Origin of the sequence: Pectobacterium peruviense (assembly GCF_002847345.1) — a bacterium.
Lineage (GTDB): Bacteria > Pseudomonadota > Gammaproteobacteria > Enterobacterales > Enterobacteriaceae > Pectobacterium > Pectobacterium peruviense.
Genome location: NZ_LXFV01000019.1, coordinates 71,664 through 86,403 on the forward strand (window position 1 = coordinate 71,664; position 14,740 = coordinate 86,403).

13 protein-coding genes are annotated in these 14,740 nt (G+C 52.2%); 7 read left to right on the forward strand and 6 right to left on the reverse strand.

From position 1 onward, the window contains the following. The first annotated feature begins 125 nt into the window (after nt 1-125). The 5 genes from cysZ (at nt 126) to crr (ending at nt 5,230) form a co-directional block, all read left to right on the forward strand. Nucleotides 126-956 carry a sulfate transporter CysZ gene (gene cysZ / locus A0G03_RS14850; RefSeq protein WP_048258894.1) on the forward strand — a complete coding sequence of 277 codons (831 nt, stop codon included), beginning with the start codon at nt 126-128 and terminating at the stop codon, nt 954-956. A gap of 161 nt (nt 957-1,117) precedes the next feature. After that, nucleotides 1,118-2,086, forward strand: coding sequence for a cysteine synthase A (cysK, locus tag A0G03_RS14855; protein ID WP_048258893.1), 969 nt, complete (start codon nt 1,118-1,120; stop codon nt 2,084-2,086). A gap of 454 nt (nt 2,087-2,540) precedes the next feature. After that, the gene (gene ptsH, locus A0G03_RS14865; RefSeq protein ID WP_002441228.1) at nt 2,541-2,798 is read left to right on the forward strand and encodes a phosphocarrier protein Hpr; all 258 of its coding nucleotides are present in this window, start codon (nt 2,541-2,543) and stop codon (nt 2,796-2,798) included. A gap of 45 nt (nt 2,799-2,843) precedes the next feature. Continuing rightward, the gene (gene ptsI / locus A0G03_RS14870; protein WP_048258892.1) at nt 2,844-4,571 is read left to right on the forward strand and encodes a phosphoenolpyruvate-protein phosphotransferase PtsI; all 1,728 of its coding nucleotides are present in this window, start codon (nt 2,844-2,846) and stop codon (nt 4,569-4,571) included. Between the two features lie 149 nt (nt 4,572-4,720). Next, complete coding sequence (crr, locus tag A0G03_RS14875; RefSeq protein WP_011092494.1) at nt 4,721-5,230, forward strand: PTS glucose transporter subunit IIA; 510 nt, start codon at nt 4,721-4,723, stop codon at nt 5,228-5,230. Between the two features lie 66 nt (nt 5,231-5,296). Here crr and A0G03_RS14880 read toward each other — a convergent pair whose 3' ends face one another. Continuing rightward, nucleotides 5,297-6,664 (reverse strand): ATP-binding protein, encoded by a 1,368-nt coding sequence (locus A0G03_RS14880; protein ID WP_048258891.1) that lies wholly within the window; start codon nt 6,662-6,664, stop codon nt 5,297-5,299. Continuing rightward, nucleotides 6,664-7,344, reverse strand: coding sequence for a response regulator transcription factor (locus A0G03_RS14885; protein WP_048258890.1), 681 nt, complete (start codon nt 7,342-7,344; stop codon nt 6,664-6,666). The genes A0G03_RS14880 and A0G03_RS14885 overlap by 1 nt, the downstream gene beginning before the upstream one ends. A 251-nt stretch (nt 7,345-7,595) precedes the next feature. Here A0G03_RS14885 and A0G03_RS14890 point away from each other — a divergent pair, with 251 nt between their 5' ends. Next, nucleotides 7,596-8,792, forward strand: a complete 1,197-nt coding sequence (locus tag A0G03_RS14890; RefSeq protein WP_048258889.1) for an efflux RND transporter periplasmic adaptor subunit — start codon at nt 7,596-7,598, stop codon at nt 8,790-8,792. Nucleotides 8,793-8,795: 3 nt separating this feature from the next. Then, on the forward strand, nt 8,796-10,748 hold the full coding sequence (locus A0G03_RS14895; RefSeq protein ID WP_048258888.1) for a MacB family efflux pump subunit: 1,953 nt from the start codon (nt 8,796-8,798) through the stop codon (nt 10,746-10,748). Between the two features lie 33 nt (nt 10,749-10,781). Here the strand turns inward: A0G03_RS14895 and cysM are convergent, their stop codons facing one another. The 4 genes from cysM to A0G03_RS14915 are packed head-to-tail and all read right to left on the reverse strand — an operon-like array spanning nt 10,782 to nt 14,460. Continuing rightward, nucleotides 10,782-11,663: a cysteine synthase CysM gene (gene cysM / locus A0G03_RS14900; RefSeq protein ID WP_048258887.1), complete on the reverse strand. Its 882-nt coding sequence runs from the start codon at nt 11,661-11,663 to the stop codon at nt 10,782-10,784. Nucleotides 11,664-11,711: 48 nt separating this feature from the next. Then, nucleotides 11,712-12,578 carry a sulfate/thiosulfate ABC transporter permease CysW gene (gene cysW, locus A0G03_RS14905; RefSeq protein WP_048258886.1) on the reverse strand — a complete coding sequence of 289 codons (867 nt, stop codon included), beginning with the start codon at nt 12,576-12,578 and terminating at the stop codon, nt 11,712-11,714. Beyond that, nucleotides 12,578-13,432, reverse strand: coding sequence for a sulfate/thiosulfate ABC transporter permease CysT (cysT, locus tag A0G03_RS14910; RefSeq protein WP_048258885.1), 855 nt, complete (start codon nt 13,430-13,432; stop codon nt 12,578-12,580). Before cysT ends, cysW begins: the two co-directional genes overlap by 1 nt. Continuing rightward, the gene (locus tag A0G03_RS14915) at nt 13,432-14,460 is read right to left on the reverse strand and encodes a sulfate ABC transporter substrate-binding protein (RefSeq protein WP_011092486.1); all 1,029 of its coding nucleotides are present in this window, start codon (nt 14,458-14,460) and stop codon (nt 13,432-13,434) included. The genes cysT and A0G03_RS14915 overlap by 1 nt, the downstream gene beginning before the upstream one ends. Between the last annotated feature and the right edge of the window lie 280 nt (nt 14,461-14,740).

Here is a 14,740-nt window from a genome sequence, read left to right on the forward strand (position 1 = left end):
AAGTGCAAGCCTGCACGGTACTTTATGACAATAAAGATAGGCATAACGCACTTTTTTGCTGTTTTTTCATCCAAATGCAGGCTAGCCAGCATAAGATCATCCCGATATGATGCCTTAACAAACAAATGACTGAGTATATCGGCACCATGTTTCCAGAAAAACCATCGTCTTCCGAAAAACCGTCTTACAACAACACGCCAGACCAAACTCGCAGCGGCGTACACTATTTTCTTGCCGGATGGCGCTTGATCTCACTGCCGGGCATCCGGCGTTTCGTTATTCTTCCTTTGCTCATGAACATCGTGCTGATGGGCGGCGCTTTTTGGTGGCTTTTCACTCAGCTGAATGCCTGGATTCCTCAGATCATGAGTCATATTCCAAGCTGGCTTCAATGGCTCAGCTACCTCATTTGGCCACTCGCCGTACTCTCCATCTTGCTAGTATTCAGCTACCTATTCAGTACTATCGCCAATTTTATTGCCGCACCGTTTAACGGCTTGCTGGCGGAGCAGTTAGAAGCAAAATTAACCGGCCAAACGCTGCCAGACAGCGGCATATTGGGTATCGCCAAAGACGTCCCTCGCATCATGAAGCGTGAGGTCCAAAAGCTGGCGTACTACCTGCCGCGCGCCATTGTGCTATTGCTTCTCTATTTCATTCCCGGCATCGGGCAAACTGTTGCTCCGGTTCTGTGGTTCCTATTCAGCGCGTGGATGTTGGCAATTCAGTACTGCGATTATCCTTTTGATAACCACAAAGTGGGCTTTGCCACGATGCGGCAGGCATTACGCCGCCACAAGGTCGCCAATATGCAGTTTGGCGCATTGGTCAGCCTGTTTACGCTGGTACCTTTTTTGAATCTGGTCATCATGCCCGTCGCAGTCTGTGGCGCAACGCAGCTGTGGGTGGATCGTTATCGGAATCTATCCGCAACGCTGCCGAAAAAAGCGCCATAAGAAACAATGTGCACTGGCTCACAGCGGCCAGTGCTTTCTATTGTAATGAAAAGATATTTCTTAAGAACATAACGATATAGCAATTCTTTACTTCACTGAAAAGTGTGAACGGGTATTCTCTCTACGTTCGCAAAAATTTCATACAGTTATAAGGACAGGCTATGAGCAAGATCTACGAAGACAATTCTTTCACAATCGGCCATACGCCGCTGGTTCGCCTGAACCGTATCGGCAACGGACGCATTCTGGCTAAAGTAGAATCCCGCAACCCCAGCTTCAGCGTAAAATGCCGTATCGGTTCCAACCTGATTTGGGATGCAGAAAAGCGCGGCGTTCTCAAACCGGGTATCGAACTGGTTGAACCTACCAGCGGAAACACAGGGATTGCCCTGGCCTACGTCGCGGCGGCTCGCGGTTACAAACTCACGCTCACCATGCCTGAAACCATGAGTATCGAGCGTCGTAAGCTGCTGAAAGCGTTGGGTGCTAACCTGGTGCTGACCGAAGGCGCAAAAGGCATGAAAGGAGCTATCGCCAAAGCAGAAGAGATTGTCGCTAGCGATCCGAGCCGTTATCTGCTGTTGCAGCAGTTCAGCAACCCAGCTAACCCAGAGATCCACGAAAAAACCACTGGCCCTGAAATCTGGGAAGATACCGACGGTCAGGTTGATGTCTTTATCTCTGGTGTCGGTACAGGCGGTACGCTGACTGGCGTGAGCCGCTATATCAAGAACACCAAAGGCAAAGCCATCATCAGCGTGGCGGTTGAACCTACTGATTCACCAGTAATCACCCAAGCGCTAGCAGGCCAAGAATTAAAACCAGGCCCACACAAGATTCAGGGCATCGGCGCAGGTTTCATTCCCGGTAACCTGGATCTGGAACTGATTGACCGCGTAGAAAAAGTAACGAATGAAGAAGCGATCAGCACCGCACGCCGTTTGATGGAAGAAGAAGGCATTCTGGCTGGTATTTCTTCCGGTGCAGCCGTTGCCGCAGCGCTGAATTTGCTCAAAGAGAAAGAGTTCGACGGTAAAACTATCGTCGTAATTTTGCCTTCTTCCGGCGAACGTTACCTCAGCACCGCACTCTTTGCCGACCTGTTCACCGAGCAGGAACTGCAACAATAGTCCACTAGGTCATCCTCGGACAATAAGTAACCAATGTGTTAAAAAAGCACCTATTTAGGTGCTTTTTTGTGGCACACTTCAAACTTTCCACCACATACAGATTGCTTTTCTGCATCAGGTTTAGTATTTAACCGAACAATTATTTTGATGCGTGAAATTAATATCCGACAAAGACCACGCCCCATCACATTGTTTTGTCCTGCGTACGACGGTTTGTTTCCTGCGCACGATAGCCCACATCGCCGTTTTGCGACTGAGGTTAAGATAATGGGTGGCGGAATCTGCGGTGTTTGATGGTATTTTATTCAGGAAATACGTTTGACGGTTTTCTTGTCGCATCGTGGCCTGCCCCTGTAACATAAATCAGGAGCTAACCAAACAGGCTAAAGTTCAGTGAATCAGCTAAACTTTAGTTCCACAACATTAATCTAATCCATAAGTTGGGGAAAAAAGCATGTTCCAGCAAGAAGTGACTATCACCGCACCGAATGGCCTGCACACTCGTCCCGCTGCTCAGTTCGTCAAAGAAGCTAAAGGCTTCACATCAGACATCACCGTGACGTCCAACGGCAAGAGCGCTAGCGCCAAGAGCCTGTTCAAATTACAAACACTCGGCTTAACACAAGGAACTGTGGTTACTATCGCTGCGGAAGGCGAAGACGAACAAAAAGCGGTTGAACACCTGGTCAAGCTGATGGCTGAGCTCGAGTAACCGACGAGTTTTTTAGTGAACACCAGAATCGAGTAAGGTAGGGTTATGATTTCAGGCATATTAGTATCACCGGGTATTGCTTTTGGTAAGGCACTGTTACTGAAAGAAGATGAAATTCTCATCAACCGGAAAAAAATCTCTGCGGATCAGGTAGAGCAGGAAATTGAACGTTTTCTGACTGGCCGTTCCAAAGCATCCGCACAGTTGGAAGCTATCAAGAAGAAAGCGGGCGAAACGCTGGGCGCAGAGAAAGAAGCCATCTTTGAAGGGCACATCATGCTGCTTGAAGATGAAGAGTTCGAGCAGGAAATCATAGCCCTGATTAAAGATGAACATGCTTCCGCCGACGCTGCTGCGTTTTCCGTTATTGAAAATCAGGCCAAAGCACTGGAAGAGCTTGATGATGAATATCTGAAAGAACGCGCTGCGGACATGCGTGATATTGGGAAGCGTTTGCTACGCAACATTCTCAATATGACCATCGTCGATCTGGGCGATATTCAGGATGAAGTCATTCTGGTCGCAACGGACCTGACACCGTCAGAAACCGCGCAGTTGAATCTGGACAAAGTGCTGGGCTTCATTACCGATATCGGTGGCCGCACGTCCCACACCTCCATTATGGCCCGTTCTCTGGAACTGCCTGCGATCGTCGGCACGACCGATGTGACCCGTCAGGTCAAAAACGGCGACTATCTGATTCTGGATGCGGTAAACAACAAGATTTACCAGAATCCGACTGCGGATAAAATTGAAGAATTAAAAGCTGTTCAGCAGCAATACCACGCTGAAAAGTATGAGCTGGCCAAGCTCAAAGATCTGCCAGCCATCACGCTGGACGGTCATCAGGTTGAAGTCTGTGCCAACATCGGTACCGTGCGTGATGTCGCAGGTGCAGAACGTAACGGCGCAGAAGGTGTCGGCCTGTATCGTACCGAATTCCTGTTCATGGATCGTGACTCACTGCCAACCGAAGAAGAGCAGTTCCAAGCGTATAAGGCCGTTGCCGAAGCCGTTGGCGCTCAGGCCGTTATCGTCCGTACCATGGATATCGGCGGCGACAAAGACCTGCCTTACATGAACCTGCCGAAGGAAGAGAACCCGTTCCTTGGCTGGCGTGCCATCCGTATCTGTCTGGATCGTAAAGAAATCCTGCACGCACAGCTGCGTGCTATTCTGCGCGCGTCCAAATTTGGCAAACTGCGTATCATGTTCCCGATGATCATCTCCGTGGAAGAAGTACGTGAGCTGAAAGCCGAACTGGAGATGCTAAAAGCGCAGCTGAGAGAAGAAGGTAAAGCCTTCGACGAAAGCATTGAAGTCGGCGTTATGGTTGAAACACCTGCCGCCGCTGCTATCGCGCCACATTTAGCCAAAGAAGTCGACTTCTTTAGTATTGGGACAAATGACTTAACCCAGTATACTCTGGCAGTTGATCGCGGTAATGAGCTGATTTCTCATCTCTATAATCCGATGTCCCCAGCCGTTCTGACGCTGATTAAGCAAGTCATCGACGCATCTCACGCCGAAGGCAAATGGACAGGGATGTGCGGTGAGCTCGCCGGTGACGAACGTGCTACACTACTGTTATTGGGAATGGGTCTGGACGAATTCAGCATGAGTGCGATCTCTATCCCGAGCATCAAGAAAATCATCCGTAATGCGAATTACGAAGATGCGAAGGCGCTGGCGGAGCAAGCATTAGCTCAACCGACAGCACAAGAGTTAAGCAATCTGGTGAGCCGCTTCATTAAAGAAAAAACGCTCTGCTGATTCTGCTTTACCTAATAGGTTTCAAGGTGGCAATCAGCACCCCCGACAGGCGATACCATCGCAGTCGGGGTAGCGAAGAAAGCTAATGCCACACCGACTTGAAAGATTAGGGTATACGCTGGCCCAATATTAATACTTAGGAGAGAATCATGGGTTTGTTCGATAAATTGAAATCTCTGGTTTCTGACGATAAAAAAGACACTGGCAGCATCGAAATCATTGCCCCGCTGTCTGGTGAAATCGTCAATATTGAAGATGTTCCTGATGTCGTGTTTGCAGAGAAAATCGTCGGCGACGGCATTGCCATCAAACCAACTGGCAACAAGATGGTCGCACCGGTAGACGGCACCATCGGTAAAATCTTTGAAACCAACCATGCGTTTTCCATCGAGTCTGACAGCGGCATTGAGCTGTTTGTGCACTTTGGTATCGATACCGTTGAACTGAAAGGCGAAGGCTTCAAGCGTATCGCCGAAGAAGGCCAACGCGTGAAGAAAGGCGATGTCGTTATCGAGTTTGACCTGGCTCTGCTAGAAGAAAAAGCGAAGTCTACCCTGACACCAGTGGTTATTTCCAACATGGATGAAATCAAGGAATTGACCAAACTGAGTGGTACGGTTGTTGTCGGTGAAACGCCGGTTATCCGTATCAAAAAGTAAGCCGCCACTCTACGGATGGTTTACTACGTTTGCACGAAACGGCACCAGGATGGTGCCGTTTTCGTTTCAGGCTTTCCAGCGCGGCACACACAGCCGAATCACTAACCCGCACTGCTCACCATTATCCGCCTCAATATGTCCACCGTGCGCCAGCACCACTTTACGGGCAATCGCCAGCCCTAATCCATAGCCTTTGCCGGACAGCGGCGAATCAACCCGAATGAAAGGGTCGAAGATACTGGAGAGCTTACTTTTCTCCACGCCAGGCCCCTGATCGGCAACCTGAATCGTCCACTCCTGCTCATTGCCAATTAACGACACCGCAACCTGCTGTGCGGGTGCAGAAAAACGTAACGCATTGCGCATCACATTATCGACAGCCCTACGCATCAGCTCCGCATTGCCTTTAATCGTGTAATCGTCGTCTTCATCCGCGGCGAGCAGGATTTCAACGCCCGTGACCTGCGCTTCATAGCGTGTATCGTTTACCACGGCTGTCACCAACCCCAGTAGATCGAAATAGGCTTCCTCAATGCCGGAATTCTCCGTGCGCGATAGCGTCAGCAGTTCGCCGATCATCTTATCCATCAATAAAGCTTCACGCTCGATGCGCTGCAAGGAATTCTCTAGATTGTCCCGGTTCTGCCTCACCAGCCCGATGGCAAGCTGCAAACGCGCCAGTGGGGAACGTAACTCATGCGAAACATCATGAAGCAGCTGTTCACGCGCGCTAGCCAAGCTGTCCAGCCGTTCGACCATGGAATCAAAATCGCGCGCTACATCGCTAATTTCATCGTGACGTTTACGCATCACCGGCAGCAGGCGCACATTCAGATCGCCCTGCGCAACCTGATCAAAACCGGCGCGGATCTGGTTCAACGGACGTGCCAAACTCCATGCCAGCACCGAGCTGAACAGCAGTCCACCAAACCCCGCAATGACTACAAACGGCGCAGGCACATTGAGGAACTCGACGGGACGAGGAGGACGAAATTCGCTGCGTAGCAATTCAGCGTCATAGCGTATCTGATACCACTTTCCTGCTGGGCCGCTGACCTGTTTGATAACGTAGGTGGCACGCTGCACGCCACGTTTTTCCGGTGCAAAAGCCTCGTCGAGCAAAGCGTTTTGCGGGGAGGAAACTAATTCCTGTTCCGACAGCGGCAGAGGCGATTCCGTGATGGAAATGTATTGCTGCTCTTTCTCCGGTAGCAGCGACATCACATCGTTCAGCTCCCCCAAACCGCCATGTTGCAACGCCGCGGCCACTATCTCGGTTTGCATCGTCGCAATGCGTGAAACCACAATTTCTTCCAACGGCTTATGACGATCTCCACTCAAGGAAAAAGCCAACCACAGCAGTTGAGACATGACGAGAAACGTCAGCCAAAATCCCAGTAATATCTTCCAGAAAAGTCTTCCACGAATCATCATCAGCGAATCCGGTATCCTACGCTGCGCACGGTTTCAATCGTCATCGTGTTGCCTGCCAAGGCTCCAAGCTTCTGACGAATATTGCTGATGTGCACGTCCACACTGCGGTCATAGGCCTCGCGGCGACGCCCCAGACATTTTTCGGACAGCTCATCTTTTGACACAACCCGCTCAGGGGAACGGAGCAGCAACTCCAACAAATTAAACTCAGACGCCGTCAGATCAAACGGCTTCCCACGCCATTCGCTGATGCGCGTTGCGGGGTTCAATACCAGATCGCCACTGGCAGCCACACTTTCGTCTCGTTTTGTACTCGGCTGATCGTCATAGCGACGTAGCACCGCACGCAGCCTTGCCACCAGTTCACGCGGGTAACAAGGTTTAGGCATGTAGTCATCCGCCCCCATTTCCAAACCGATGACCCTGTCGATGTTGTCACCTCTCGCCGTCAGCATAATAACGGGCAGTTGCTGGGTTTTTCGGATCTGGCGCAGCACATCAATCCCGCTCATATCCGGCAACATGACATCCAAGATCATCGCGGTATAATCACCCGATATCGCGCCATCGACGCCTTCTTTTCCTGTTAGCACGCGAGATGTGGAAAACCCTTCCGCGTTCAGATACTCACAGAGCATATCGCCCAGCTCTACGTCGTCATCGACCAATAAAATATTCATATCCAGTCCTCATTAATCGGATATACCCTAAACAATTCGAGCTATGAGAGGGAAAACACACAGGTAGCTTGAAGTATGACGAGTATAGATAATGTATTCTCAGGCCTGACGTGAATATTCGCAGCCAGATTTACTTAATCCTTACCATTTCTTTCAGCAAAGATTACCGATACCTTTACGGACTCAGGGTAAATTACTCACCTGCGCTATTTACTCCCGTTAAGAGCATTCATTAAGGACGACTCCCCCTGATGCAACCACGATTTTTTACACGCCGCCGTACAACGATCGCCATTGGTCTTATCGTCACTGCCGTGCTTATTCATCTATTTTTCAACAAGCCATCGCCAGCACCCAATGCGCTCACTGCCGCCGCAGAGATTGCGGATCTCGAACAGACAGTACTCGCCGACGGAGAAATTGAGGCACAGAAGCAGGTCAGCGTCGGGGCACAAGCCTCAGGACAAATCAAAGCGCTGCACGTCGAACTCGGCGATAAAGTGAAAAAAGGGCAATTGATCGCCGAGATTGATGACCTCACTCAGCAGGACACATTAAAGAATGGCGAGGCTGCGCTAAAAAACGTTCAGGCTCAGCGAGCCGCCAAATTGGCTGAATTGCGTAATAACGAATTAAGCTGGCAGCGTCAGCAAATGCTGGTGAAGCGCGGTGTGGGCGTACAGGCTGATTACGATAGTGCGAAGGCGACACTCGACGCGACCAGAGCCAATATCGACGCGCTAGATGCCCAAATCGTTCAGGCACAGATCACCGTCAACACCGCCAAGGTTAATCTGGGATACACGCAGATTCGCTCACCGATGGATGGCACCGTCGTCGCGATTCCGGTTGAAGCAGGCCAAACGGTGAATGCGATCCAGACGACGCCGACCATCGCCAAGGTCGCCAATTTGGACACCATGACCATCAAGGTAAAAATCTCAGAAGCCGACGTCGTCAAGGTAAAAACCGGTATGCCCGTCTGGTTCAGTATTCTGGGCGAGCCGAATAAACGCTACGAAGCCACGCTGAGTTCGATCGAGCCCGCGCCCGACTCCATCAACACGGATACCACCACGACGTCATCCAGCACAAGCAGCTCCAGTTCATCATCCAGTACCGCAATCTATTACAACGGCCAGTTCGATGTGAAAAATCCCGACGGCGTATTGCGTATTTCAATGACGGCGCAGGTCTATATTCTGCTGTCCTCGGTGAAAAATGCCATCGTCGTCCCCGCGACTGCACTCACTTTACGCAATGGCATGTGGTACGTGCAGGTCGTGAACGCGAATAAGAAGATTGAGTCTCGTCTGGTGACGCTTGGCCTCAACGATAACGTGCGTACCCAGATCCGCTCGGGGCTCAGCGTCGGTGAGCAGGTGGTTGTCACCCAGTCATCCGGCGATGCAGCCTCCACGCATCCCGGCCCGCCGATGGGGATGTAACGCATGTCCACATCCATACTTAAGCTGACCGGTATTACGCGCCGCTTTTCCAACGGTGAACAGGACGTTACCGTTCTCAAAGACATCAACCTGACCATCAATCAGGGCGAAATGGTAGCGATTGTCGGCGCGTCAGGATCGGGAAAATCCACGCTGATGAATATTCTCGGCTGCCTGGATAAGCCGTCCGCCGGTGACTATCAGGTAGCAGGACGTTCCGTTGGTGAGCTAGATAACGACCAGCTCGCTGAACTGCGCCGCGAACATTTCGGCTTTATTTTTCAGCGCTATCACCTGCTTGGCGATCTGACCGCGCTAGGGAATGTCGAAGTACCCGCGATTTATGCAGGAAAGAGCCGACTGGCGCGCCGTCAACGGGCAGCAGATCTGTTGACCAGACTGGGGCTGGAAAATCGTCTTCACTATCGACCCAGCCAGCTTTCCGGCGGCCAACAGCAGCGTGTGAGTATCGCGCGGGCGCTGATGAACGCTGGCGGCATCATTCTGGCGGATGAACCGACCGGTGCGCTGGACACCCACAGCGGCAATGAAGTTCTGAGCATACTTCGCGACCTGCACAGACAGGGCAATACGGTCGTGATCGTCACGCACGATATGACGATTGCTGAACATGCACAGCGCATCATCGAATTGCGCGATGGCGAAGTGATTGCCGATAGACAGACGCGCCCCGAAGAAGCTATCGCATCGTTACCGGAAGCGGCAAACTCTCCGGCCACCTCTGCCCTGAATCAGTTCAAAGATCGCTTTATTGATGCGTTTAAAATGGCGCTGCTGGCAATGAACGCCCAGCGGATGCGCACCTTTTTGACCATGCTCGGCATTATCATCGGTATCGCGTCCGTCGTTTCAGTGGTCGCTCTGGGAAAAGGCTCACAAGAGCAGGTGCTAGCCGATATCAACTCGATGGGCACCAGTACGCTGGAGATCTTCCCCGGCAAAGGTTTCGGCGACATGGATGCCAGTGCTATCCAGACGCTACGCGCCAGTGATATTCAGCCACTGACGCAGCAGCCCTACGTGCATAGCGTGACGCCCTCGGTCTCCACCAGCGTAACGATGCGATACGGTAACATTGCCGTTTCCGCCAGCGTTTCTGGGGTCGGCGAACAGTTCTTCACCGTGCGTGGCTATACGTTGGAACGTGGAGTGCTTTTCCCTCGTAGCAGCGTCGATGAGCTAACGCAGGATGCGGTGATTGACAAAAATACCCGCGATAAGCTCTTTCCCCACGGCGAAGATCCTATTGGCCAGGTGATTTTGCTGGGATCGTTGCCCGTTCGGATTATTGGCGTCGTCAGCAAGAATCAAAACGGCTTTGGCAGCGATGAAAACCTGAACGTCTGGTTGCCGTACACCACGGTGATGAAGCGCATGGTCGGGCAGTCCTACCTGAAAAGCATCACGGTGCGGGTGAAAGACAATATTGATATGAGCATCGCCGAGCAGAGGATTACCGACCTGCTGATGCAGCGGCACGGTACGAAAGACTTCTTTATCATGAACACCGATAGCATCCGACAGATGATCGAGAAAACCACCACCACGCTTACGCTACTGGTTTCGATGATCGCCCTGATTTCGCTGCTGGTCGGCGGTATCGGCGTGATGAATATCATGTTGGTGTCGGTGACGGAGCGAACCCGAGAGATCGGCGTTCGTATGGCGGTCGGCGCACGCACTAGCGACATCATGCAGCAGTTTCTTATCGAAGCCGTGCTGGTTTGCCTGTTCGGCGGTATTGCGGGCGTGGCGCTGTCGTTGGCTATCGGCGTGCTATTCGCACAGCTCAGCAGCAATTTTTCGATGATCTATTCCAGTTCATCGATCATTGCCGCGTTCCTGTGCTCCAGCTTGATCGGCATTATCTTCGGCTTCTTCCCCGCCCGTCGCGCAGCGCGGATGGAACCGATTCATGCGCTGGAGCGGGAGTAATCATTCGAAATACTCTAAATAATTCGAGTAACCTTAATCAAATACCCCGGTGGACAGATACCGATCGCCGCGATCGCAGGCGATCGCCACAATCACGCTGCCGGGGTTTTCCACCGCAATCCGCAGCGCGCCAGCCACCGCCCCACCGGTGCTGACACCGCAGAAAATACCTTCCTGACGCGCCAGTTGCCGCAGCGTATTCTCGGCATCCACTTGCGTCATATCCAGAATACGATCGACCAGATCGGCGCGGAAAATGCCTGGCATATAGTCCGGCGTCCAACGGCGAATACCGGGAATGTGGCTCCCTTCAGCAGGCTGTAACCCTACGGTACAGACTGCCGAATTCTGCTGCTTTAGATAGCGGCTAACACCGGAGATTGTGCCTGTCGTCCCCATACTGGAGATAAAATGCGTCAGCTTGCCCGCCGTCTGCTGCCAGATTTCTGGCCCCGTTGTGAGAAAGTGCGCCAGCGAGTTGTCCGGATTATTGAACTGGTCGAGCGTTTTCCCTTCTCCCGCCAGCACCATCTGTTTCGCTCGATCTCGTGCCCCTTCCATCCCCAGCTTGCGATTGACCAACACCAGCTCTGCACCATATGCACGCATCGCAGTCTGGCGCTCATAGCTCATGTTGTCCGGCATCAGCAGGCGCAGCCGGTAGCCTTTTAGCGCCGCAATCATCGCCAGCGCAATACCGGTATTACCGCTGGTCGCCTCGATCAGCCGGTCACCGGGGGTAATGTCACCGCGATTTTCTGCCTGCTGGATCATAGAGAATGCAGCGCGATCCTTTACCGAACCGGCGGGATTATTCCCTTCCAGCTTCAGCCAGATTTCACTCTTCACCCCCTGCGTCATGCGCTGCAATTTCACCAGCGGGGTATTGCCAATACATTGCTCAAGCGTTGTCACAAGTTGAGTCCTAAAAAACTCACGCGTACAACGTGAGTGAGATAAACGTTAGTGTTTGTTCATTTGCCGTTTTACACGCCACTGAATGGCGCTTTTGATCAACAGCGTCAGTATCGCCATCACGGTTAATAGCGCCGCAGCGGTAAACGCCCCTACGCTGTTATAATCCTGATGCAGCAATTCGACCTGCAACGGCAGCGTATAGGTTTCGCCACGAATCGAACCAGAAACCACAGATACCGCGCCAAATTCGCCAATCGCCCGCGCATTGGTGAGCACAACGCCATAAAGCAGCGCCCAGCGAATATTCGGTAATGTCACCTTGTAGAACACCTGCCAACCTGACGCGCCGAGCAGCACGGCAGCTTCTTCCTCCTGGCTGCCCTGACTCATCATCACCGGAACCAGTTCCCTGACCACAAACGGGCAGGTCACGAATATCGTCACCAGCGCAATACCTGGCCAGGCAAACATCAGCTGTAGCCCCTGCTCGTCCAGCCAGCCGCCAACCGGGCCGTTAGTGCTGTAAAAGAGCAGATACAGTAAACCGGCGACCACCGGCGAGACGGCAAAGGGAATGTCGATCAGCGTGAGCAACAGTTGTCGCCCCGGAAACTGAAAGCGCGTGACCAGCCACGCTAGCAGCGTGCCAAAGACCAGATTCACTGGCACGACAATCGCGACCACCAGCAGCGTGAGGCCGATCGCATGCAGCATGTCAGGATCGCTCAGATTACGCCAGACACCGCCCAGCCCGTGCGATAGCGCAGCGGCAAAAATTGACACCAAGGGGATGACCAGCATGATGAGCGATAATATCACGCCCAGCGCAATCAACGCCGCTTTCGCCCAGTTGCGCTCCTGCCGAACAGGATGAGGTTGGTGCCGCCGCTTCACGTCAGGAATTTCCGCCATTACACGCTCCGGGTCCGTTGACCAAAACGGCTTTGCAGCACATTGACGGCAAACAGTATCAGTAAGGAAACCGCTAACACGACGGAGGCAATCGCGCTGGCGGCAGGGAAATCAAACTCCTGCAAACGGATAAAAATCATCAGCGAAACGACTTCCGTCTGCCAGGCAATATTCCCCGCAATAAAGATAACCGCGCCAAATTCGCCCAGACTGCGGGCAAACGACAGCGCGGTGCCCGTTAATAGCGCTGGAGTTAATTCTGGTAAAATGACGTAGCGAAAACACTGCCAGCGATTCGCCCCCAGTGTCTGCGCAGCTTCTTCGTATTCTGGACCCAGATCCTCCAACACGGGCTGAACGGTACGCACCACAAAAGGAATACTGGTGAACGCCATCGCGACTGTAATGCCAAGCCAGGTATAGGACACCTTGATACCGTATTCTGCCAACCATGCGCCGTACCAGCCAGTCGTTGAAAACAGCGCGGCCAGCGTCAGCCCCGCCACGGCGGTGGGGAGCGCAAAGGGTAAGTCCATCAGACCATCCAGCAGAGCACGCCCGGGAAAGCGATAGCGCGTCAGAATCCACGCCATTAACAGGCCAAATCCCGCATTAAATACCGTCGCCAACCCAGCCGCTAAGAGCGTCACCTTGTAAGCGGCCACCACCTGTGGATTGGTAATCACCGCCCAGTACTGCCCCCAACTCATTTCAGAGAGTTGCATCACCAGCGCACTTAAGGGCAGTAACAGAATCAGACAGACAAATAGCAGGCTGCTGCCCAGACTCAGCGCGAATCCCGGCAGCACCCGTTTACTGGAACCAGAAAAGAGGTTACCCGAACCAAAAGACATTATTGACGACCAGCCGCCAGCAATTTATCCAATTCACCACCAGTGTCGAAGTGAGTTTTCATCACTTGGGGCCATGACCCAAACTGATCTTCTACCCGAAATAACGTGGTCTCTGGGAAGCGGGATTTTAGCGCTTGCGCCAGTTCAGGGTTATTCACACGGTAGTAAAAATCGGTAATCACCTTCTGTGCTTCCGGCGTATAAAGGTAATTCAGATAGGCTTTTGCCGCCTGCTCGGTGCCATTCTTCTCGACATTCTTATCAATCCACGCCACCGGGAATTCCGCCAGTACGTTAACTTTCGGGACAATCACCTCGTAATTCTCAGCACCGTACTGATTACGGATGTTATTCACCTCGGATTCAAAGCTGATCAGCACATCGCCCAACTGACGCTCCACAAACGTGGTCGTTGCCCCACGGCCGCCAGTATCAAATACCTCGACGTTCGCCAGAAAACGCGTTATCCACGCACGGGTTTTAGCCTCATCACCACCGTTAGCTTTACTGGTCGCGCCCCAAGCGGCCAGATAGGTATAACGCGCATTACCGGAGGTTTTTGGATTCGGGAAAATCAGCTTAACGTCGTCACGTACCAGATCGTTCCAGTCGTGGATCCCTTTTGGATTACCTTTACGAACCAGAAAGGCCATGGTTGAGTAGAACGGAGAACTGTTATTCGGTAAACGCGCCTGCCAGTCGGCGGGAATCAACTGACCGCGATCGTGCAGGATCTGGACGTCAGTCACCTGATTATACGTTACGACGTCAGCCTTCAAGCCTTGCAGGATAGCCAGTGCCTGCTTGGACGAACCGGCATGCGACTGCTTGATCGTTAGTGGATCGTTGGGGTGCTGCGCTAACCACTGCTTTTCAAAGCCGGGATTGAGCGCAACAAATAGCTCACGAGACACATCGTAAGAACTGTTCAGCAACTCGGTAGCAGAGACAGCGCTCTGTCCGCCCAGCAGCAATGACAGCGCCAGAGAACCCTTCACCAGCCAGCCTTTCACCTGTACTTGATTCATCTTATTTCCTGCCAGAGTTAGAGCCTATTCGGTAGGCCTTGTTATGGGTGGTCTATCGTTTGCATAGCCATTTTTTGAATAAAATGCACTTGTCAGCGCAAATCAGTGTAGGGGGAAGTGGTGGTTAACATATAACCTTTATATATAATATTTCGGAGTTTTTAAGCGCTAAAGGGCATAACACCACGGCGAGAGATAACAGGAAAAAAAGAGAAGAGATAGCAGAAGAAAATGCGGCAGGTTAGCCGATGAAAGAAAGCTGAAAGAACCGATGCCTGCA